At 46.8% G+C, this 22,276-nt stretch carries 21 protein-coding genes, 1 pseudogene and 1 riboswitch; of the genes and pseudogenes, 13 read left to right on the plus strand and 9 right to left on the minus strand.

Annotation, left to right across the window (positions count from 1 at the left end; translation table 11 throughout):
* Entirely contained in the window at nt 1–912 is a 912-nt protein-coding gene (locus MUB35_RS08395; protein ID WP_052099727.1) for a LysR family transcriptional regulator, read from the minus strand.
* 276 nt (nt 913–1,188) lie between these two features.
* Between MUB35_RS08395 and MUB35_RS08400 the strand changes: the two genes are divergently transcribed.
* The 5 genes from MUB35_RS08400 (at nt 1,189) to MUB35_RS08420 (ending at nt 5,324) form a co-directional block, all read left to right on the plus strand.
* Nucleotides 1,189–2,619 (plus strand): non-oxidative hydroxyarylic acid decarboxylases subunit C, encoded by a 1,431-nt coding sequence (locus tag MUB35_RS08400; RefSeq protein ID WP_244806043.1) that lies wholly within the window; start codon nt 1,189–1,191, stop codon nt 2,617–2,619.
* Between the two features lie 23 nt (nt 2,620–2,642).
* A complete protein-coding gene (locus MUB35_RS08405; protein WP_054350977.1) occupies nt 2,643–2,849 on the plus strand; it encodes a non-oxidative hydroxyarylic acid decarboxylases subunit D in 207 nt (68 codons plus the stop codon).
* A 113-nt stretch (nt 2,850–2,962) separates the two neighbouring features.
* Nucleotides 2,963–4,339 carry an SLC13 family permease gene (locus tag MUB35_RS08410; RefSeq protein WP_033143787.1) on the plus strand — a complete coding sequence of 459 codons (1,377 nt, stop codon included), beginning with the start codon at nt 2,963–2,965 and terminating at the stop codon, nt 4,337–4,339.
* 29 nt (nt 4,340–4,368) lie between these two features.
* A complete protein-coding gene (locus MUB35_RS08415; protein ID WP_033143788.1) occupies nt 4,369–4,935 on the plus strand; it encodes a UbiX family flavin prenyltransferase in 567 nt (188 codons plus the stop codon).
* The gene (locus MUB35_RS08420; RefSeq protein WP_054350978.1) at nt 4,932–5,324 is read left to right on the plus strand and encodes a prenylated flavin chaperone LpdD; all 393 of its coding nucleotides are present in this window, start codon (nt 4,932–4,934) and stop codon (nt 5,322–5,324) included. The genes MUB35_RS08415 and MUB35_RS08420 overlap by 4 nt, the downstream gene beginning before the upstream one ends.
* Nucleotides 5,325–5,486: 162 nt before the next feature.
* Here the strand turns inward: MUB35_RS08420 and MUB35_RS08425 are convergent, their stop codons facing one another.
* The gene (locus MUB35_RS08425) at nt 5,487–6,344 is read right to left on the minus strand and encodes a MurR/RpiR family transcriptional regulator (protein ID WP_033143790.1); all 858 of its coding nucleotides are present in this window, start codon (nt 6,342–6,344) and stop codon (nt 5,487–5,489) included.
* A 435-nt stretch (nt 6,345–6,779) separates the two neighbouring features.
* Here MUB35_RS08425 and ald point away from each other — a divergent pair, with 435 nt between their 5' ends.
* Complete coding sequence (gene ald / locus MUB35_RS08430) at nt 6,780–7,892, plus strand: alanine dehydrogenase (protein WP_033143791.1); 1,113 nt, start codon at nt 6,780–6,782, stop codon at nt 7,890–7,892.
* A 259-nt stretch (nt 7,893–8,151) separates the two neighbouring features.
* Entirely contained in the window at nt 8,152–9,546 is a 1,395-nt protein-coding gene (locus tag MUB35_RS08435; RefSeq protein WP_054350979.1) for an alanine/glycine:cation symporter family protein, read from the plus strand.
* A 64-nt stretch (nt 9,547–9,610) separates the two neighbouring features.
* On the opposite strand, the gene MUB35_RS08440 is transcribed toward MUB35_RS08435, so the two are convergent.
* The 5 genes from MUB35_RS08440 to MUB35_RS08460 form a co-directional block, all read right to left on the minus strand.
* Nucleotides 9,611–10,264 (minus strand): acetyltransferase, encoded by a 654-nt coding sequence (locus tag MUB35_RS08440; RefSeq protein ID WP_244806044.1) that lies wholly within the window; start codon nt 10,262–10,264, stop codon nt 9,611–9,613.
* Between the two features lie 248 nt (nt 10,265–10,512).
* The gene (locus MUB35_RS08445) at nt 10,513–11,325 is read right to left on the minus strand and encodes an SDR family NAD(P)-dependent oxidoreductase (RefSeq protein ID WP_244806045.1); all 813 of its coding nucleotides are present in this window, start codon (nt 11,323–11,325) and stop codon (nt 10,513–10,515) included.
* Nucleotides 11,326–11,394: 69 nt separating this feature from the next.
* Nucleotides 11,395–11,973 (minus strand): TetR/AcrR family transcriptional regulator, encoded by a 579-nt coding sequence (locus MUB35_RS08450; RefSeq protein WP_244806046.1) that lies wholly within the window; start codon nt 11,971–11,973, stop codon nt 11,395–11,397.
* A gap of 78 nt (nt 11,974–12,051) precedes the next feature.
* Nucleotides 12,052–12,939, minus strand: a complete 888-nt coding sequence (locus MUB35_RS08455; protein ID WP_244806047.1) for a DMT family transporter — start codon at nt 12,937–12,939, stop codon at nt 12,052–12,054.
* Nucleotides 12,936–13,475 (minus strand): PhzF family phenazine biosynthesis protein, encoded by a 540-nt coding sequence (locus tag MUB35_RS08460; RefSeq protein ID WP_033144068.1) that lies wholly within the window; start codon nt 13,473–13,475, stop codon nt 12,936–12,938. The genes MUB35_RS08455 and MUB35_RS08460 overlap by 4 nt, the downstream gene beginning before the upstream one ends.
* A gap of 104 nt (nt 13,476–13,579) precedes the next feature.
* Here MUB35_RS08460 and MUB35_RS08465 point away from each other — a divergent pair, with 104 nt between their 5' ends.
* Nucleotides 13,580–14,449 (plus strand): LysR family transcriptional regulator, encoded by an 870-nt coding sequence (locus MUB35_RS08465; RefSeq protein ID WP_244806048.1) that lies wholly within the window; start codon nt 13,580–13,582, stop codon nt 14,447–14,449.
* A 32-nt stretch (nt 14,450–14,481) separates the two neighbouring features.
* On the opposite strand, the pseudogene MUB35_RS08470 reads toward MUB35_RS08465, so the two are convergent.
* A pseudogene (locus tag MUB35_RS08470) lies at nt 14,482–15,327 on the minus strand (nucleoside recognition domain-containing protein); the annotation flags it as partial.
* Nucleotides 15,328–15,418: 91 nt separating this feature from the next.
* Here MUB35_RS08470 and MUB35_RS08475 point away from each other — a divergent pair.
* The 4 genes from MUB35_RS08475 to MUB35_RS08490 all read left to right on the plus strand — a co-directional run bounded on the left by MUB35_RS08475 (nt 15,419) and on the right by MUB35_RS08490 (nt 20,346).
* Nucleotides 15,419–16,261 (plus strand): tyrosine-type recombinase/integrase, encoded by an 843-nt coding sequence (locus MUB35_RS08475; RefSeq protein WP_033144069.1) that lies wholly within the window; start codon nt 15,419–15,421, stop codon nt 16,259–16,261.
* A gap of 380 nt (nt 16,262–16,641) precedes the next feature.
* Entirely contained in the window at nt 16,642–17,034 is a 393-nt protein-coding gene (locus MUB35_RS08480) for a hypothetical protein (RefSeq protein ID WP_244806049.1), read from the plus strand.
* Nucleotides 17,035–17,147: 113 nt separating this feature from the next.
* Nucleotides 17,148–19,514, plus strand: coding sequence for an alpha-xylosidase (yicI, locus tag MUB35_RS08485; RefSeq protein ID WP_244806050.1), 2,367 nt, complete (start codon nt 17,148–17,150; stop codon nt 19,512–19,514).
* Nucleotides 19,515–19,519: 5 nt separating this feature from the next.
* A riboswitch (purine riboswitch) is annotated at nt 19,520–19,617 on the plus strand.
* 78 nt (nt 19,618–19,695) lie between these two features.
* The gene (locus MUB35_RS08490; protein ID WP_033140263.1) at nt 19,696–20,346 is read left to right on the plus strand and encodes a CatA-like O-acetyltransferase; all 651 of its coding nucleotides are present in this window, start codon (nt 19,696–19,698) and stop codon (nt 20,344–20,346) included.
* A 39-nt stretch (nt 20,347–20,385) separates the two neighbouring features.
* Here the strand turns inward: MUB35_RS08490 and MUB35_RS08495 are convergent, their stop codons facing one another.
* Nucleotides 20,386–21,147, minus strand: coding sequence for a GntR family transcriptional regulator (locus tag MUB35_RS08495; RefSeq protein WP_227246384.1), 762 nt, complete (start codon nt 21,145–21,147; stop codon nt 20,386–20,388).
* Between the two features lie 355 nt (nt 21,148–21,502).
* Here MUB35_RS08495 and udp point away from each other — a divergent pair, with 355 nt between their 5' ends.
* Nucleotides 21,503–22,270 (plus strand): uridine phosphorylase, encoded by a 768-nt coding sequence (gene udp / locus MUB35_RS08500; protein ID WP_033140262.1) that lies wholly within the window; start codon nt 21,503–21,505, stop codon nt 22,268–22,270.
* Nucleotides 22,271–22,276: the final 6 nt, after the last annotated feature.

Genomic DNA, 22,276 nt, shown 5'->3' on the forward strand with positions numbered 1-22,276 from the left:
TTAATTCGGTTCTTTGGAGACGGGAGAGAGTCCATGCTCCATAAAATACTGGTACAGCATATCTGCCTGGTGGGGGATAGTTACGTTTTTCAGCCGTACGATCCCGATCGTCGTGCACATTGCTTCATAAAACGGAATACAGATAAGATTCGGAAAGATTCTCCGGTTCATCATGATCTTGGGCAGTATTGTAATGCCGATACCCTCGTCCACCATATTGAGCAGATGCAGATGTCTGGATGTCATATTTGTGATATTAGGAGAAAAGTCAGCTTTTGCAAACTGATCCATACACAACTGATAAATATCTGATTCACATCCAAGAATAACAAAAGGATAATCATGGAGTTTCCTCAGGGAAAGCGGCCCTTTTCCCAGGGTCTCAGCATGCTTTTTGGAACAGACAAGCGTGAATCGGTCCTCATGGATGGGGGCAAAGTCAAATTGGTCTGTGTTCAGGTAGTTGAGCCTCAGTATGGAGAGGTTTATTTTTTTTGCTAGAAGCAGGTGTAAGAGCTCCTGTTGGCTTGCTTCTGTAATATTGATTTGGATATTATGCATATTTTCCTGAAAAACGGCCAATTGCTTGGCAATGTGGTAGTCCTGCAGCAGAGGGAGGGTACCAAAGTAAATATTCTCGGTCACAATGTCCTTGGACAGACCGGACAAGTGCGCCACCATGTCTGAATAAGTATTCACAAAGATTCTGGCATAAGTCAAAAACATCTCACCTCCCGGGGTCAGAGAGACCTTATTGTTGGAGCGAAGAAATAAAGGCAGGCCAAGTTCTGTTTCCAGGGACTTGATTTGTTTAGAGAGAGAGGATTGGGAAATATACATTTCATCGGCAGCAGCGGAGAATCCTCCGAATTCGCATATAGCCAGAAAAAATTTAACCTGTAAAATTGTCATGATTACCCTCCCGTACTGGCAGACAGCTTTTCAATATTAGAATACCACACTTTTAACAATATATAAAACTAGTTGGTATTACCATAATTCACTAAGTATAACATAGCAAAATTCGGGAAAAATGCAATTCTGATTTGGAATGACCAGGTTCCTAAAGTGAATTGTGCACAAAAAAACAGAGTGATACAATAAGCGCGTAGTAAAGGATGTGTAAAACCAACGTCGACATTGGCATCATTTTAACAAGTGCATGAAACAGGTAAAGGAGGAACTGAAGTGGCTAAAGTGTATAAAGATTTAAGAAGCTTTTTGGCAACCCTGGAGAAGGAAGGACAGTTGGTCCGCATAAAAGATGAAGTTATGCCTGAACCGGATATTGCATCTGCAGGACGTGCAGCTGCAAATATCAAAAACGGACCGGCAGTATTGTTTGAGAAAGTCAAAGGATATAAAGGAAGGGTTGTCACGAATGTACATGGTTCGTGGGCTAATCACGCGTTAATGATGGGTCTGCCCAAGGATACGCCTACCAAGGAACAGTTTTTTGAGCTGGACCGCAGATGGGACAAATATCCGGTACAGCCAAATATACTTAAAAGGGAGGAAGCGCCCTGCAAGGAGAATGTGATTGATAAAAATATTAACCTTTTTGATGTCCTTCCTCTTTATAGGATCAATGACCAGGATGCGGGCTTTTTCATCTCTAAAGGGGCTGTAGTTACAGCAGACCCGGAAGAACCCGGCAATTTTGATAAGATGAATATGGGCATATACCGGATTCAGGTTAAAGACAAAGACCGTATCGGAATCCAGGCTCTGGCTTTCCACGATATCGCTGTTCAGTTGGAAAAGGCTGAGAGAAAGAATGAGAAGCTTCCGATTGCCATCACGATCGGCAACAGCCCACTCGTTTCGTTTATGGCCTCCACACCGATCGGATACAAACAGAATGAATATGAGTTTGTGGGCGCTCTCCAGGATGGAGTCCCGACAGATATCGTAAAATCAGATCTGTATGAGCACCTTTATGTGCCGGCAGGCTCAGAGGTAGTTCTGGAAGGGTATATTGAGCCGAGAGTACGTGAGCCGGAAGGCCCGTTTGGTGAATTCCCGGGTTCCTATTCAGGATGCAGGAACCAGTGCGTAGCCAAAATTGAAAGAATCACACGCAGAACAAATCCTATTTTTGAAAATCTGTATCTGGGTATTCCGTGGACGGAGATTGATTACCTGATGGCACTGAACACATCAGTTCCGCTGTTTAAACAGGTGAAGGAGAGTATCCCGGAGCTGGTTGCCCTGAACGCCATGTACTCACATGGCATGGGTGTCATTATTTCCACTAAATGCCGTTATGGCGGATATGGCAAGGGCGTTGCGTTCCGCCTGCTGTCCACACCTCATGGCATGCCGTATTCAAAAATCATAATCGTGGTGGATGAATTTGTGGATCCGTTTAATCTGGAACAGGTAATGTGGGCGCTGACCACCAGGGTAAAACCGGATAAGGATGTGGCAATCATACCGAACTGTCCTGGTATGCCGCTGGATCCGTCTTCTGTTCCGGCCGGTATGCATACAAAGATGATCATAGATGCCACCACGCCGGTTGCTCCGGAGCCGAATCCGAGAGAGGTAGAACTTCTTGATCCGCCGGTTAAGACAGAGGAATATTCCAAGATTATCCGCGAATTATTTAAAAATTAAGGTAGAAATAAGGAGGTAATAAGATGATTTGTCCGCGTTGTGATAGTAATAAAGTAAGAAAAATGGTTGATTCTCCGGTGGGAAAGGTATGGGAGGTTTATCTCTGTGAGGAATGCTTTTATTCCTGGCGTTCTACAGAAACGATCAATATCCACGAAAAATTTAAGCTGGATAAAGAAAAAATACCGACCATGCAGGTAATTCCGCCCGTTCCGCCTCTGGACAAATAGTCCGAAGGAAAATCGTCAGTCTTCATATGTGCCGGACATAACTGTTATAGTCCGGCACATTTTTTCTGGTCACAGGGCATTTTGTGGCCGTTTATAAAGAAGAGGGTAAAAGAATGAAAACAAAAAAAATTGGTTTTATCGCGGGTATACTGGTAGCTCTGATCATCCATTTCCTGCCGCTGCAGGGTATCGAGCCTGCAGGACAGACATGTCTGGCACTGACCCTTATGACGGTTGTCTGGTGGGCAACCCAGGTCGCACAGTCCGGTTATGTGGGCGGCATCTATCTGATACTTTTGATCGTACTCGGCGTGGCAGAGCCGGAGCTTGTTTTTAAATCCTGGACAGGTTCTACCATGTATCTGATCATCGGAGCATACCTGATCGCTTCCGCAGTCAAAGATTCCGGTTTGGGGGAGCGCATTGCGTATGCTTTTATCATTAAATTTGTACGTTCCTACAGAGGGATTCTCATATCTATTTTTGTGCTGACCTTTATTATGAGTATTCTGATTCCCCATCCATGGCCGAGGGCTTTTCTGATCATGTCTGTAATGGCAGTTGTGGTGAAGAGTGCCAAGATGCCAAAAGAGGATGCCGTTAAAGTGGGGTTTACCGTATTTGCGGCATCTGTGCCGGTTTCCCTTATTTTTCTCACCGGTGACAGTATTATCAATCCCCTGGCAGTTGCCAACTCAGGTGTGGACTTAGACTGGCTGGGCTGGTTTAAAGTTATGGGGCTGCCGGCGATCGTAGCTTCTGTTTTGACACTGCTTCTCATCCTTGTTCTGTTTAAGCCATCCAAAGAGTTGGAAATCAATCTGGACGAGGTGAAAGAAAAACAAAATTCTTTAGGTCCTTTATCCACCCTGGAAAAGAGAACTGCTGTCTGGCTGGTAATCGCCATTGTACTGTGGGCGACGGATTCCATTCACGGTATCAATATCGGCTGGGTAACCTTGGGTGTTGCCATGTTCATGAGTATGCCGGTTATTGGCGAAGTCCTGACCGCAAAATCCTGGGGTGAAGTACCTGTGCATGTGCTGATCTTCCTGACATCAGCCATGACGATCGGGACTGTGGGAGGCGCCACAGGGATGAACGAATGGCTGGCAAAGACCATTCTGCCATCCACAATACCAAATAATCCACTGGTGTTGGCAGCGTTTATCGCGCTGATTGCCATGATCATACATATGTTTATGGGTTCTGTTATCGCGGTTATGGGCGTAGCCATCCCGGCACTCATGGCGTTTACCTCTCCTATGGGAATTAACCCGCTGGTAACGACCCTGATCGTGTATACGGCGGTGGCAATACATTATATCCTTCCGTTCCATCATTTGAATATGCTGGTAGGACAGGGGGAAGAGAACGGTATGTATACCCAGAAAGAGACGATCCGTCTTGGCATTCCGCTGACGGTAGTGGTATTCATTGTGACTGTCCTGGTGGAGATCCCATGGTGGAAACTTCTCGGCATGTTATAATTCAATCATTCATAAAAGGTGGTAAAAACATGAGGATAATCGTAGGAGTGACCGGTGCTTCCGGAGTAGAGATGAGTTATTATCTGGTAAAGGCTCTGAAGAATATAGAAGGATGCCAGGTGCATCTTATTTTAACAGAAGGTGCAAAGAAGACCTGGAAACTGGAGAGTGATATCCCTCTGATCGACCTGGTTCTGCTTGCGGATGTTGTCCATGAGGATGAAAATCTGGCAGCAGTGATTTCCAGCGGATCTTATGTGACAGAGGGCATGATCGTCATGCCGTGCAGTATGAAGACGCTGGCCGGAATTACGGCGGGATACGCGGAGAATCTTCTGGTGAGAGCTGCGGATGTGTGTCTGAAAGAAGGCAGGAAAGTGGTATTGGTACCGCGCGAAATGCCGCTTGGAAAAGTACATCTGAGAAATATGAAAGAGGCAGCAGAATTGGGATGTGTGATCATTCCGCCGGTTCTTACCTTCTATAACGGGCCAAAGAATATTGAGGAACAGATAAACCATATTGTTGGCAAAATACTGATGCAGTTTGGGATTACGCATGAGAAGTTTGTGCCGTGGACAGGAGCAGAGGAATGAATTTGGAAGAATATCATATAACAAAGGCAAGCGGCAGCAAATACCAGATTGAGCTGCTGGCCGTTTTCTGTGGTCCTGATCTCAGTGTCACCATCTGCGGAGGAACAGGATACCATGTGGGTGCCATCGCCCTGGGGTGTGCCAGACCGATAAAAGAGGGAAGAGAGAGGTCAGCTACGGTCAGTGTTATCTGTGCGTATGAGCATAAAGATGATGAGGCGGCCAGGCAGTCTGCAAAATATCTGGCAACAACCCTGAAATGCAGGGTGTCTGTGGCAGCCGGCATACACGTGGACAATGCATCAGAAGATGAACTGGATCTATTAATGAAAAACAGTGAAGACGCATGCCGCGAACTGGTCAGGGCCGTTATGGATATCAGCGTGTGATGATAACTGCAAAAATACCAAAGAATAAATAATACAGGATACACTCCTCCCCGGATGACAGATGATCCAGAAACTGCCATCCGGGGAGGGGTGTTTTATTGTATGCCATACAATTTTTCTGTATTCGCCATTGGGGAGTCCGGAAGGCCGGACCCCCACATCTCAATACACCTGAAGTTCGTTTATATATTTATCAATATTCTTCAGCTTCTCCTCATTGGAGTAACCGATCTTTTTGTTGATATCAGCACAAAGCGTTTCCATAAGAAATTCCACGCCCACGTATGAATTGAAGAAGGTACTGCTGTTTAAGCCGACGGTGAAGACAATATCCGCGTATTGGGCCAGCAGCGCGCTCCGCTTGTCTGTGATGACTACGATACCGGCGCCTGCGTCCTCGGCCATCTGTACTGCCATCTTATCCAGCTTGGAATATCTGGGGAAGCTGTAGACGATCACACAGTCTTCCTTTCCGATATCACTTAAATGGTCAATGACATTGGCATTGGAATCATTGGTAGGGTACACATCCGGCAGCATATGTTTTAACAGGAAATAAGTATAGGCGCCCACACCGGAGTTGGCCCTGGAAGCTATGACAAATTTTTTCCGGCTTTTGATGATCAGGTCAGCGGCCTTGTCAAAGGTTTCCCTGGAGTTATTTTTCAGAACAGAGGAAATATTAGCCTCTGTGTTCACCAGAAATTCTTCCATAAAGTTGGCTTCGCCCCGCTCCATACTCATTTTCAGACGTTCGTACGGAACGGTAATATTGCTGGACATGCTGTAGACATTGTCCTTATAGCTGTTCCGCAGATTCCGCTGAAAGTCCATGAAGCCGGTAAATCCCAGTGCTCTGGAGAAGCGGATCACAGAGGATTCGCTGACGCTTAACTTCATGGCGATATCCGTGGAGGTCATAAAACAAGCCTCCTCCACATTGTCTATGATAAATTCTGCAATGACCTTTCCGGTCTTGGTAAGTTTGGTACTTTTGAGTAATTCCTTTATTTCATTCATGCAATTCCCCCAATAATATCCCTTTATCCAGGGATTTTTCGCAAATGATCATATTTTTCCGAAATTTTAAAGCTTCCTATGTATATGTTAAAATTGTAACATATATCTTAAAATTTTGAATGGACAATTTAACCAAAAAACCAGTCTCTTTTTCTGTAAATCTGTCTTATTGCACAAATGCTTGATGTGTGATAAAGTAAAACCATCAAAGAAATGAAGAAAAAAAGTCTTTTAAAATATAAAATGAAAAATAATATTCATAACTCTATCAGCAGAACGATGACTGGTTTCATATATTACATCATAGTATTTCATAAGTGTATCTCATTGGAATTTCATAACCGGAGGGTTTTGAAATAAATAAACCACCCACGTGGATCCGCGGCCTGGGTGCTTCCAAATTAAGCGGAACAAAAATATCAGGAGGATATAATTATGAGAGTAGGATGCGTGAAGGAAATCAAAAACAATGAGTATCGTGTAGGTTTAACACCGGACAATGTTGTCTCTTATGTCAATGCCGGCCATGAAGTTTATATTGAAAAAGACGCAGGCATCGGCTCAGGATTTACCACAGACGAGTATGTAAAAGCAGGAGCTGTGATTCTTGATTCTGCGAAAGAAGTCTGGGACAAATCTGAGATGATGGTGAAGGTAAAAGAACCGCTGAAAGAAGAGTACCAGTATTTCCACGAGGGACTGATTCTTTACACATACCTGCATCTCGCTGCTGACCGTCCTCTTACAGATGCGCTGCTGGCATCAAAGGTAAAGGGCGTTGCTTATGAGACTCTGATTGAGAGAAACGGCAGTCTGCCGCTGCTGGCACCTATGAGCCAGATCGCAGGACGCCTCAGTATCCAGGAAGGAGCAAAATATCTGGAGAAACCGTTCGGAGGTTCCGGTGTACTGCTCTCCGGTGTACCGGGTACACCAAAAGCCAATGTTGTCATTCTGGGAGGCGGCAATGTTGGTACCAATGCCTGCAAGATCGCTGTGGGAATGGGCGCGAACGTGACGATCACGGATATCAGTCTGAACCGTCTTGCATATCTGGATGATATCTTCGGTTCCAGAATCCAGACCCTGTACAGCACAGATGCTGCCATAGCCAATGCAGTGGCAAACGCGGATCTGGTCATCGGCTCAGTCTTGATTCCGGGTAAGGCAGCCCCCAAGATCATGAAGAGAGAGTATCTGAAAAATATGAGACCCGGAAGTGTGATCGTGGATGTGGCAGTGGACCAGGGCGGATGCTGTGAGACAACAAAAGTGACCTATCACGATGACCCGACCTTCGTTGTAGATGGTGTTGTGCACTATTGTGTGGGAAATATGCCGGGTGCGGTACCCAGAACATCCACCATCGCCCTTACAAACGCTACCCTGAAATATGGTCTTGAGATTGCCGGAAAAGGTCTTGAGACAGCATGCAAAGAAAATAATGTTGTGTATTCTGCTATTAATACGTATAATGGATTCAGTACATGTAAAAATGTATCGTTAAGTTTCAATATGGAAAATACAGATGTTACAACCTTGTTCTGATACTATCACTTATATGTAACTGTTCAGTACCTTCACAGTTACGAGCAAAAATCCATGTAAAATCGCCTTTGGCGATGGGATTTTTGCCTGGCTGCTGAACTTTTTCTTACGGTCAGCGCTGTAAATGCGCAGACCTGCTGAATAGTTACACTTATACTACATAAAGTATTTTACAGCGCGGCAATAGGTTAAAGACAGATGTCGGTTTCGTACCTTTGCCGCGCTCTTTTTCTCATTGGATTCGATTGGAGGTAGATCTATGGATAGTATTTTGCATTTGCTGGAAAAAGTACAGGCAGTCGTTTGGGGACCGCCTACTATGGTTTTATTGATCGGGACAGGTTTATATTTTACGCTGAGACTGAAATGTCTGCAGGTTGTACATCTTCCGAGAGCACTGCGGTATATCTTTGAAAAAGAGGAGGGCGAAGGAGATGTATCCGCGTTTGGATCCCTCTGCACGGCCCTGGCGGCCACCATTGGAACCGGCAGTATTGTGGGTGTTGCCACAGCACTGCGGGTGGGCGGCCCGGGCGCACTTTTCTGGATGTGGGTTTCTGCCTTTGTGGGTATGGCTACAAAATACGCGGAAGGCCTTCTGGCAGTAAAATACCGCACGGTGGACGAGAACGGTCAGATCGCCGGAGGTCCCATGTACTATATCCAGAACGGCATGGGAAAAAAGTGGATCTGGCTTGCAAAGCTCTTTGCCTTTTTCGGTATCATCACAGCACTGCTGGGCTGCGGGACTTTTCCGCAGGTAAACGCGATCACAGAGTCAGCAAGTGAGGCGTTCCATCTTCCTGTGGCCATCATTGGCATTGTGGTTACCATAGCGGTGGCAGCAGTTGTCCTGGGAGGACTGAAATCCATCTCCAAGGTGGCGGAACTGGTTGTCCCGGTCATGGCGGCAGCTTATGTGATCGGTTCCTTTGCAGTGCTTTTTGTCAATGCATCAGCCATTCCGAAAGCATTTGCCCTTATCTTTGAATCGGCATTTACGCCTCATGCCATGCTGGGCGGCGCCGGCGGAACCATTATGATCTCTGTGATGACTGCCATGCGCACGGGATTTGCCAGGGGTATTTACACAAATGAAGCAGGCCTTGGAAGTTCACCCATCGTTGTGGCTGCGGCAAAGACAAAATCCTGTGTGCGCCAGGGGCTTATTTCCATGACAAGCGTATTTTTCACCACGATTATCATCTGTACCATGACAGGTATTGTGGTGATCACCTCAGGCCTTCTGGAAACCACAGAGCTGGACGGCGGTCTGCTTTCAAATGCGGCCTTCAATGCCAGCCTTCCCGGGGATATCGGCATGTACATGGTGACCATCGGCCTTATTTTCTTCTCCTTTACCACCATTATCGGCTGGTGTTATTATGGGGAGCGCTGTCTGGTATATCTGTTCAACAGCGTAAAATACATACTGCCTTATAAGATGGTTTATATTGCCTGCATAGCAGTGGCTCCGTTTTTATCCCTGAAACCTATCTGGCTTCTGGCGGATATTACCAATGCCTGCATGGCATTTCCGAATCTCATCGGACTTCTTGGACTGAGTTCTGTGGTGATCGCGGAGACGAAAGCTTTTTTCCAGAAAGAAAAAGAGAAAGATAAAGAGAAGGAACGTGGGATTGCCCCCACATAATCGGATTATACCGCACCTGCGTATTTGGGTGCGGTATAATTTTGCCGTTAAGCCGGCGGAGCGGTTAATGTTTTCTTTTGGCAGGAACCCCTACAACGGTGGTTCCGTCCGGCACGTCGCGGATCACCACAGCACCGGCCCCCACAATGGATTCCCTGCCAACGGTTATGTGATCCAGGATCGTGCTTCCGATACCGATGAAGGAACGTCTGCCTATTTTCGCGTGGCCTCCCATGGAGACCTGAGGGCAGATATTGACATAGTCTTCAGCCAGACAGTCGTGTTCGATCACTGCGTGGGTGTTTACAATGCAGCCGATTCCCACATAGGCATTGATATTGACGACGGCACCTGCCAGTATGGTGCAGCCATTGGCCACATGGGCAAGGGGGCTGATGACAGCCGTGGGGTGTATCAGGGTTGCAAGGGGAACCCCTGCAGCCAGCACCTGTGCAATTTTCTTTTCCCGCAGGTAATTGCTGCCGCTTGCCACAATGACCTCGTCATAACCATGTATCAGTTCGCTGACCTTTTCCTTTGCCTCCTCATAAATTGTGTGACCGGGAATCTGGCGGGGTCCTTTCTCTTTGATATCGAGAAAGTCAATCCTGCTGTATCTCTTCATTGCCAGAGCACAGTCCAGGGCTACCGTCCCCTGATCTCCGGCTCCCCATATTAAAAGGCGCTTCGTATTTTTTGTAAATCCAGATGTTTCCATCTCCCTACCTCCTCATTCCCTCATTTCTATCTTATGCCTGTACCAGAAAACGTTTACAGTCTGTCTGCGGATGACTCGCGGGCAGTACGGTAAGCAGCCTGTTCTGTTCAAGAATAATTCTTATTTATATGATACACTTAAAACAACAGGGAAGCAAGTGGAAGAATAGTCAGACAATCATATGGAATTGTGATAAAAATATAACAAAGGGAGGCATCAGAAGCGCGGAAGAAAAGCAGAGTATGCCGCTACTTATGGCTGGCTGAGGTATTTGCTTTTTTCTTTATGACGCCGGCGGAGAAGGATGCAGACATTTTATAGAATGCTTTCCGCGGCATGAATCTTACCATAAATCTTATGAGTTTTGCCCCGGTATCCGGAACGGATACCACCTTTCCCTTTCTGAAATCCTTCATGGCATCCGCCACAATATCATCCGGCTGGCGGAAACCAAACAATCCCTTTTTGTTCTTATCCATATGCATCCCCGCGTTCTCGTGAAAATGAGAGTCAATAAAGCCGGGGCAGACAGCCTGCACATGAACCCCTGTTCCAACCAGCTCTGTGTGCAGCCCCTCTGTGAAATTCAAAATGTACAGCTTTGTGGAGGAGTAGAGGACATTGTGAGGCATCACGGCAAAAGCGCCGTCGGAGGAAATATTGATGATAATACCGTCATGGCGCTGCAGCATACCTTTCAGGACGCAGTGTGTCAGTTGTGTGACACACAAAATCTGCAGGTACAGCATTTTTTCGATATCCTCTTGGGGTGTATCGGCAAAGAACGGTTTTAAACCGAAACCGGCATTGTTTACAAGAACATGGATATCCCTGTCTCTGATACAGGAGAGCAAATGGCTGATGCCGTTTGGGTCTGACAATTCCACGATCAGCACCTCAGCTTTTATGTGGTACCGCTTTTGCAGTATTTCCGCGTTTTTTTGTATGATTTCCCTGCGGCGGCCGGTGAGGATCAGATCATATCCGGCGGAGGCAAAGTATTTTGCATAGCTGAGTCCCAGTCCGCTTGTGGCACCTGTGATAAGCGCTGTATTTTTCATATTAACCATCCTTTCAGTGAACAAAGTTCACTCAAATCCTGTAATAAAATCCCTCTTAAGAGGGACTTATCACTTTGTCAGTTTGCTCATGTATTCTTTGATTCTTGCCGCTTTTTCTTCCGGGGTAATGCTTTCGTCGTTTATGATCGGAATCTGTCCGTATAGGATAAACTGGGAGAAAGATTTTGTGTCGGAGATGGAGATTGTTCCGTTTGCGTTCAGGCTGTCAAAAAACTCTGCGGCAAAGGGCAGCATATAGTCACAGATAGAGTAACTGAGCAGTGTGTGGAAGGTCCGGTTCTCCTCCTTGTGGAAAAAGGCATCGTATTTTTCTCTGCTGCCGGAAGTCAAAAAAAGAGCGGCGGCCCGGTCAAAAGCGGAGGACATATCTCCGCTGTGTTCTTTCAGAGCACGTACAATGGGAGCGCAGTAATCAGAGACGTACTGTCTGACTGCCTGTTCAAATAATACCTGTTTGGATTCAAAATAGCGGTAGCAGAGACCGGGAACAACACCCACCGCTGATGCGATATCCCGCATGGTGGTCTGCTCATATCCCTTTTCCGCAAATACACGCATGGCAGTGTCCATGATTTCCTGCCTGCGCTCTTCCGGGGGTTTGGAAACCCTGATCTTATCTTTTGCCATATGATCATCTCACTTTCTGAAAACAGTATAGCACGATGAGTGAACAAATGTCAATGAACAATAGTCAATAATACCGGATTAAAGGGATTCCGCCGGAATTTCTGCATTAACCGTTTCGGCAGCAGGCATAAATTTTGACAGGATCACACCGGAAAGTATCAGACCTGCGCCCAGATAATCTGTCCAGTCCAATATCTCATGTAGAATAAGAAAGGAAAGAACCGCGGAAAATACTGGCTCCAGGGAAAAAATCAGTCCGATTCTCTCAGCCGTGGTATATTTCTGGGCCACAGACTGTGCGAGAAAACCATAAGCACTGCACATCAGTCCAAGACAGAGTATGGCTGCCCACTGTGCGGGGGAAGCCGGGAGGGACGGCGTTTCAAACAACATCATACAGACGGAGGCACACGCGGCAATAACACCAAACTGGATGGTGCTGAGAAGGAAGGTGTCTGCAGTTTTAGAGGTTTTTTCAAGCAGAAGGATATAAACAGCATAAAAAAACGCACCTGCCAGGCTGTAGATGGCCCCGCCATTCAGGGAAAGCCCATTTTTGGCGGTCAGAAGATACAGGCCGGCTCCGGCAAGAAGAATACTGGACAGTACCAGCCTGCGGGGGAGTTTTCTCCATATGATACTCTCCAGAATGGGAATAAAAATAACGGTAGTGCTGGCTAAAAAACCTGCGGTGGATGCAGTGGTACGGCTGACACCATAAACCATCCCGGAAAATGTGAGAAACAAAAGAATTCCCATCAGAATCCCTTTTCCTATATCGGAAGGCTTGGCTGAGCGGTACTTTTTGGAAAAAACCAGTGTCATAAAAAGAAACGCGATTCCGAAACGCAGTGCGATCAGGTTAAAAGGGGCAATGTTTCCAAGCCCTATTTTCATCAGCAGATAAGAGGACCCCCAGACGAAAGAGACGCTGACCATCAGCATTTCAGCCTTTTTGCTGTTCATAAGTCATCCCGCCTTTCCTGCACATACAATTCAGCGACGGAGTATAGGGCGGTTTCTCCTGCAATGAAAACCCTGTCCCCGGAAAAACGGCAGTATAAAATACCGCTTCTTTCAGAAGCCTGCAGGGCGCGGAAATCCTGCCTTTTCAGCTTTTCTGCCCACATAGGGATGACATGGCAGTGACCGGAGCCGCAGACCAGATCACGTCCGAGCCATGCTTCGGCCGGCATAAATCCCACGGCCGCTGCCATCTCCTCTGTGACCGGTATTCGGTGCAGGGGATAGGACGGCATGTCCAGTTCATATCGTCCGTCCTTTTTTCTGACGGTAAGTTCTCCGCTTTTGGTCAGAAAGGATATCCAGCGCAGTTCATACGCATCCCCTTTTGTGACCGTAAATGCCGTTTCAGACAGATTGTTTTCCCTGGCAATATTCTGCATCAGCTCATCCGGTATCCACTGTTCCGGAAGACAGACAGCGGCAGGGTTTCCTTTGAATACGGTATCAGTAAAGGCGTCTGCAATGTAACATTTCATTTTCTTCCATCTCCTTGTCTTTGGTTTTATATTAGTATATACTGGTTTTTAAAATAAGGAAAATAAATAGATATTATATAAATATGCAGAAAGGTTATTTGAAAATGCAGCGTTATATTGCACTACAAAAAATAGTTGAACTTGGAAGTTTTACAAAGGCGGCCAACCTGCTGGGATACACACAGCCTGCCATGAGCCAGATGATCTCATCCCTGGAAAAGGAGCTGTCCATTAAACTTCTGTATCGCTCCCGCTATGGCGTTCATCTGACGCTGGAGGGGGAGAAATTGTATCCGTTTATCCAGAGGACCGTGGCACAGTACCAGTCCATGCTGGAGATGGTGAAGGAGATCCGGGGGCTGGAATCCGGGGTGATCAAGATCGGCACTTTTTCCAGTGTATCAGCACACTGGCTGCCAAAGCTGATCAAAAAGTTTCAGATACAGTACCCCAATGTACAATTCGTACTTCATCAGGGGGACTATACTACGATACCGGAGTGGGTGCGGATTGGGGAGGTGGATTTCGGATTTGTGAACCCGGACGCGGTCAAGGGAATCAGGACCAGGCTCATAAAGGAGGATAAACTGATGGCTGTGCTCCCCACCGGCCATCCCCTCTGTGAACAGGAGTATGTCACCATGCAGGATCTGGCAAAGGAACCGTTTCTTCTTCTGGAAGAAGGGGCTTTCAGCGAGACTCTGACTGCGTTTCATGCCGAACAGATAGAACCGGACATAAAACTCCGTGTCCATGATGACTACTCCATTTTATTCATGATTGAGGAGGGCCTGGGGGTCAGCATCATACCGGAGCTGATCCTGTGCAAATCCAGCCACCATGTGGCAGTGCGGCCCATACAGCCGGTTGTGAAGAGAAAAATCGGGATTATCACACAGGATAAAAACACGATTCCCATTGCAAGCAAGGTGTTCATTAAGTTCTTACTGGAAAATGTGGATATCCTGCCTTAGAGCGTGTTCGTTTTGGCAGCGGGGACGGCTGTTCATATGAACAGCCGCACCATACAATTAAATAAAAAGCAAAAGACGAAGCCTAAAACCGTGGGAATGAGAAATGCCAAAAACGTCCATTTCAAACTGTGTGTTTCCTTTTTGATGGTGAGAAGTGTGGTGGCGCAGGGCCAGTGCATGAGTGTGAACAAAAGCATGGAAACAGCAGTAAAACAGGTCCAGCCGTTTTGTACAAGCAAGGTGTGCAGGGTTGCAAGACTGCCGGAATCAGTCAGTGTCCCCTGTGCCGTGTAAGCCATGATCATGATGGGTACCACAATCTCATTGGCCGGAAGTCCAAGGATGAAAGCCAGCAGAATGATACCGTCCAGTCCCATAAGCCGTCCCACAGGTTCCAGGAATCCGGCAAAATGCAGCAGCAGGGAAGTATCCCCCACAGTTACATTTGCCAGTATCCAGATAATGAGTCCTGCAGGGGCCGCCGCGATCAGTGCCCGCCAGAGTACGTGAAGGGTGCGGTCCATAACAGAGCGCACCAGCACACGGAAGAACTGGGGCCGCCGGTAAGGCGGAAGTTCCAGCGTAAAAGAGGAGGGAACCCCCTTCAGTACTGTCTTAGACAAAAGCCAGGATGAGAAAAACGTCATGAAAATACCCAGCAGTATGGTGGCCGCCAGTAAAAGCGCAAGGGACAGGGAAGTAAAAAGCCCGGTGCCGGCGGCAAAGAACATGGTGAGAACAGCTAAAATAGTGGGAAATCTTCCGTTGCAGGGAACCAGGCTGTTGGTCAGTATGGCGATCAGGCGCTCCCTGGGGGAGTCTATGATACGGCATCCGGTGACACCCGCTGCGTTGCATCCAAAGCCCATGCACATGGTTGGTCAAGATCAGGATTTTTTGATATCTGCGGAGCATAACTTTTTTCTGTATGCGGTAGAATAAGTAAAAACAGAGAAAGGAAGCAGGAAAATGAAAAGAAATACACAGAAAATTCTGGGAGAATATGAAGAACATTTGCTGTATCAGGAACGCAGCCAGAAGACTGTTGAGAAATACATCCGTGATCTGCGCGCCTTTTTTACGTTTCTGGATGGGAAGAAAATGGACAAAGAAGCAGTTCTGAGATGGAAGGAAAAGCTGAGAGAAACTCATGCGCCTGTCAGTATTAATTCTATGCTGGCCGCTGTGAACAGCTATCTGGAATTTGCAGGTATGCCGCAGATGAAGGTAAAGCCGCTGAAAGTACAGAGGGAGATCTTTTCCAGACCGGAAAAAGAACTGACCCGTGAGGAGTATGTGCGTCTTGTAAAAGCAGCAGATCAGAAGGGAAACAGAAGGCTCTCCCTTTTGCTGCAGTCTATCTGTGCGACGGGGATTCGTGTATCGGAGCTTCAGTACATTACGAAAGAAGCCCTGAGTACGGGACAGGCATTCGTAGCGTGTAAAGGAAAAAGCCGTACCGTTTTTCTGCACCGGGATTTATGCCGCGCGCTTCGGAGTTACTGCAAAGAGACCGGTATTGAGAGCGGTCCCGTTTTCCGCACAAAAAGCGGCAGACCTCTGGACAGGAACAATATATGGAGAGATATGAAATCTCTGTGCCAAAGTGCCGGGGTGGAGCCGAAAAAGGTGTTTCCCCATAATCTGCGCCATCTGTTTGCAAAGGCTTATTATATGCTGGAGAAGGATTTGGTAAAACTGGCGGATTTATTAGGGCACGCAAATATTTCCACGACACGTATCTATACAATGGAAAGCGGAAGAGAACATTTAAGACAGCTTGAAATGATGAAGCTTGTTATCACTACATGAATTGACTGCATAATGGTGATTATGCCATCATGCACCTGGAATCCTCAATGAAAGTTACATAGTGATATTCTAACATACCTGGTTAAGAAAAACAAATATTTGATCCGCCAGCTTATTTTCTGCCGGTTTTAGACGCCTGATGTATAAGAGAACATGGAAAAAAGACCGGAGCCGTTATTTTCCGCACACCGGTCTGCTTTTCATGTGTTTCTAAAACAATATGGCTGCATTTCTCAATGATAGAAAGAACATTACAGTTTTTGGATATATGATATAGAATGCTTTGAACTGTAATTTTACGGCATAATCACCATTATGTACTCAACCCATAAATGAAAAGATCACATGGGATAACCGACAGTACATAGGAGGATTGAGAAATGAGAGGCGGAGATTTTTTTATTCATGTGGAGACCATCAGAGAGAATACGCCGAAAGGATGGATCATGAACCCCAATTATAGTGAAATACTCAGGTTTCATGATTTTGGGGACATGCTGCTGAAAATAAACACAGTTTTATCCTATCTGGAAAACAGCCGGGCAGGAACTGCCGAACTGCCGGAGTTTCATTCCCTGCATGATTCCGGATTTGGGAAAAAGGCAGCGTGCTTTTATCTTCTGCAGATATTCTGCACACAGCATAACAGCTGGCAGGGGCAGCTCAGGGGCACGGACGGAAGGAGGAGGTATTTTAGAAGTGCGCTGGAAGCTCTGTGCATGATGGAGGAGGGAATCCGGGAGACAGCCAAGAGTTCTGAAAAGACGAATTAGTCATGGCAGTATCGCAAACTTGTAATGGAAAATCAAACAGGATAGCTTACAATGGAAATATCAGCAGAAGCGGAATAGGCAATAGCTATGCATAGTTTGAAAGGAGATTGACAATGCGGTTTACAGACGGATTATGGGAGTCGAGAAACGGATATAAGCTTCACAGGGCCCATTCCCTGTGGGAGTGGAGGGCAGAGAAGGATCAGGTGCATTTCATGGTGCCCTGTACGGAGATACGGTCACTCAGGGATACGATAGCCGGACCGGTCCTTCATTTTACCATCACTGCCCCGAAAGCGGACATACTGGCTGTCAAGGTCTATCATTTTACAGGCAAAAAGGAGTGCGGGCCATACTTTGACCTGGATGTTTCCTATCGGGATATGGAAGTATGCGAGATGGAGCAGGAAATCACTGTAACAAACGGCAGGATGAAAGCAGTGGTAAGGAAAACTGGAGATTTTGGTATTGCTTTTTATTTCGACGGACGTTTCCTTACAAGATGCGGGGAAAAGGGAACGGCTTATGTCACAGACGCGGAATATGAGGCAGATAAGCTGTGTGACTATAATGGAAGAAACGGTAGAAGCAGCCAAAACGAAAACTATATTCGGGAAATGCTGAGTCTGGATGTGGGAGAATATATCTACGGCCTGGGAGAGCGCTTTACTTCCTGTATCAGAAACGGGCAGTCTGTTGACTGCTGGAACCGTGACGGAGGTTCCAACGGAAATCAGGCTTATAAGAATATTCCCTTTTATCTGTCCAGCAAAAGCTACGGTGTATTTGTAAATACCCCTGCCAGAGTGGGCTTTGAGGTGGCCAATGTGAGTGTGCGCCACGTGGAGATCGCAGTGCAGGAGGAGGAACTGGAGTATATGGTGATCGGGGGCAGCGAACCGAAAGATGTTCTGTCAAATTACACGGCCCTCACCGGAAGGACACCGGTTCCACCTGCCTGGACCTACGGCCTGTGGCTCTCCACAAGCTGGATGCCGGATTCAGACGCGCAGATCACACTGGATACCATTGACAAGATGAAAGAATATGACATCCCCCTGTCCGTGTTTCATTTCGACGCGCGCTGGATGGATGATTTTAAATGCTGTGATTTTGTCTGGTCAAAGCGGTTCGGGGATGCCAAAAAGCTGCTGGATGCTATCCATGAAAGAGGTGTGAAGGTCTGTGTGTGGATCAACCCATACATAAGCCAGGAGTCTTATCTGTTCCGGGAGGGCAAAGACAATGGATACTTTTTGAAGACAAAGGACGGGGATGTGTGGCAGTCCGATAACTGGATGTCAGGGATCGCAATTGTGGATTTTACAAATCCTGAAGCGGTACGCTGGTATCAAAGCAAACTGGGTGCTCTGCTGGATATGGGAGTGGATGCACTGAAGACGGATTTCGGAGAGCGGATTCCAACGAATGTGGTCTATTTTGACGGTTCAGATCCTGCGAAAATGCATAATTATTATCCCTATCTCTATAATCAGGCGGTTTATGAGCTGATTCAGGAGAAGAAGGGGGAGGGATGCGTATTTTCCAGATCAGCTACGGCCGGAACCCAGAAATTCCCCTTTAACTGGGGCGGGGATAATGAAGCTTCCTATATTTCCATGGCGGAAAGTCTGAGGGGCGGTCTGTCACTCTGCCAGTCAGGGTACGGGTATTGGGCCCACGATATCAGCGGATTCTGTAGGACAGCAACACCGGACCTGTATAAACGATGGGTGCAGTTCGGAATGCTGTCCACGCACAGCAGGCTTCACGGGGAGCAGAGCTACCGGGCACCCTGGTATTTTGACGAGGAGTCCTGCAGGGTACTGAAGGCGTTTACGAACCTAAAATGCAGGCTGATGCCTTATCTGTACAGCGGAAGTGTGCAGGTATTGGAGGAGGGAGTTCCCCTGATGAGGGCCATGATGCTGGAGTTCCCACAGTGTCCCACTTCTCTGCATCTGGAGCGCCAGTATATGCTTGGAAGTGACCTGCTGGTTGCCCCTATTTTCAATGAAGAGGGCCAGGCGGAGTTTTTCCTGCCGGGAAATGGGTGCTGGACCAATTATCTGGACGGCGAAATCCTGGAGGGCGGCAAGTGGTACAGACGGAATTATGATTATTTCCATATGCCGCTGTTTGTCCGTCCGGGAACCATTCTCCCGGTGGGCGCAGAGGAGGATACTCCGGTCTATGATTACGCGGATGGGGTGACGTTTCAATTGTATGAAATACCCGAAGCGTTTGAAAAGGACTGCAGGGTCTATAATACCTCAGGGGAGCCGGTCCTTAAGCTGAATGTGAAACGCATGGGAGAAAATATAACATTGGAGCTGCAGGGGCAGGCAGAACATGTCTTTGTACAGCTCATGCATGTCAATGACATCAGATGTGACGGGGAAGTACGGAGAGAGAAATGTGAAAATGGTATCCGCTTCGAGATGCGGGAAGATATCCTGGAATTTGCATTGCAATCATAACCGCAATCGTTTATAATGAAAACAGTTATATAAGCTCATAATATGGTTGAGCGTTTCTACCAACTGCCGTAAATAGTTGATTATAATTCTTTGGATTATAGTCATATGTTTACGGCTTTTTTATTCATGCAGCAGAAAGTCCGCCGGGCGTACTTTTGGTGCTTTATTTCAGGAGGTATTTATGGAAAGAAAAAAACGAATTTTAAAGGATTACAAACGGGAAAGCCACTTTGATTATTTCAACAGTTTATCTTACCCGTACGTGGGAGTAACAGTCAATGTTGAGATAACAGATTTATTAAAAAAGGTTAAGGCAGAGAAACTGCCCTTTTTCCTCACGTTCTGCTACTGCGTGTCAAAGGCGGCAAACGGTGTCCCTGAATTCAGGCAGCGTATTGTAAATAACAGTATTGTAGAATATGAATCCTGCAGAACGTCACACACAGTGGCATTGGAGGATGGAACATACTGCTACTGTACTCTGGAAAGCAGTATGCCGTTTCCTGATTATCTGGACTACGCTGTACGGGCGCAGGAAGCGGCAAAAAGCGAGAGGAGTATTGAGGAGGACAGGGAGGAGAGCAATGACAAAATATTTATCTCAACGCTTCCCTGGCTGACCTACACCTCGTTTATCCAGCCTGTCCCCATTCCTGCGGACAGCAATCCGAGGATCACCTGGGGAAAGTATTACAAACAGGAGGAAAAAGTCCTGATGCCAGTATCCGTGCTGTGTAACCATGCTCTGGTTGACGGAAAACATATGGCTGATTTTTATGAGGCTCTTGACAGGGAAATCTGCGCAGTCTGCGGGCCGGTATCACTTCTCTGAGCTGTTTCCGGCCTCTGGGTCTGTTTCCGGTTTCTGAGTCTATTTTCGGAAAGTCAGTACCAGGTTGCAGGATTCCAGAGGGATATAGTGCTTGGAAGCTGCCAGGGTGAGGCCGGAGTCATCGTACAGATTTTCCTGTATCATCAGAAATGTATTTTTTTCGGACAGCCTGTATTTCTGGGCCGTGAAGTTGCCTGTGTCTGATCCTCTCAGATTCAGAGTGGAGGAGACAGCATGGCTGTATACATCCTTGTTCAGAAATTGTGTCAGGCTGTCCGTGTCTGTAAAGTCAATATTGAACCTGGTAACTGTCTCGATAGGGATAAAGCTGAGGGAGTAGGCAAATGTGCTTCCCGGCTGGTCTTTATACCACCGGTCAATAATGGCGACTACAGGGGTTTTCCTGCCGATGATATTGCTGATAAAATCCGTGGGAGGTTCCAGGCGGTATTCTGTCTCCGTCTCTGTTATGGTCTGGCCGCATTGGAACACAGGATTGCATAGATTGGTGAAGTCTTTTACAGGCGCCTTCTTTGTTTCCTGTACAAAATTACCCTTTCCCTGTACGTTGTGGATCAGCCCGTCTTCTCTGAGCAGAGCCAGTGCCTGGCGGAGTGTCATACGGCTCACCCCCATCTTTTTAGACAGGTCCGGCTCGCTGGGGAGCTGTGATCCCCTGGGATATTCCCCGCTCAGAATCTGGGCATAGAGCTGATCATAGACCTTTACATGCTTCAATTTTCTTGATTTTTCTTCGGACATTCCTGTTTTGGGAACCTTGTTGTCTAGTGGTTCATTCATATCATTCTCCTCCGTCGGCAATATGGTAATATCAAAATAAGATATGACAATTATACAACTTTACATTATATTAGTCAATTTGAAAACATGTACTAATTATTCAGTCAGATCTGGGTATACTGCTATGTGCTCTGCATCCTGCACTGGCTCTACACTAGGTCTGTAAAGAGTAACATGTCTAATATTTGACGGATAAATGTAAGCACCTTAACAGATGGAGTTGTAATATATGCACAAAATTAGCGGATAAATATTGTATATATTATGCATAGTAATTTGATTGACAGAAAATTATACAAGTGGTAATATGCATGTATAGAAAAAATATACAGGTACAAACAAGGAGGAAATACATATGAATTACGCAGAAGAGGGCGTGCAGTATCATCTGAATATAAGGAAAGGGGATGTGGGAAGATATGTGCTTCTTCCGGGAGACCCTAAGAGATGCAGTAAGATCGCGGCATACTTTGACAACCCTGTACTGGTGGCAGACAGCAGAGAATATGTGACATATACGGGATATCTGGACGGAGAAAAAGTCAGCGTCACATCAACGGGAATCGGCGGGCCGTCAGCGTCCATCGCCATGGAAGAACTTGTAAAGAGCGGGGCAGATACCTTTATCCGTGTGGGCACATGCGGCGGTATGGATGTAAATGTAAAGGGCGGAGACATTGTGGTTGCCACAGGCGCCATCCGCATGGAAGGTACCAGCAAAGAATATGCCCCCATTGAATACCCGGCGGTCGCTGATTTCGGCGTGGCCAACGCGCTGGTAAAAGCAGCCAAAAACTGCGGATATGAGTATCACGCAGGTGTTGTGGAGTGCAAGGATGCATTTTACGGACAGCATGAGCCGGAGACAAAGCCGGTCAGCTACGAACTGATGAACAAATGGGAGGCATGGCTGAGACTTGGCTGCAAGGCTTCAGAGATGGAGTCGGCCGCACTGTTTGTGGTTGCCAACTACCTGAGAGTGCGCTGCGGTTCCAATTTCCTGGTAGTAGCCAATCAGGAACGTGAGAAACAGGGGCTTTCCAATCCGGTGGTCCATGATACGGATGCTGCTATCAAGGTGGCTGTGGAAGCGCTGAGAATATTGATCCGGGAAGATAAATAACGCAGA

It is taken from the genome of Blautia sp. NSJ-175 (assembly GCF_022867815.1).
Taxonomy (GTDB): Bacteria; Bacillota; Clostridia; order Lachnospirales; family Lachnospiraceae; genus Blautia; species Blautia celeris.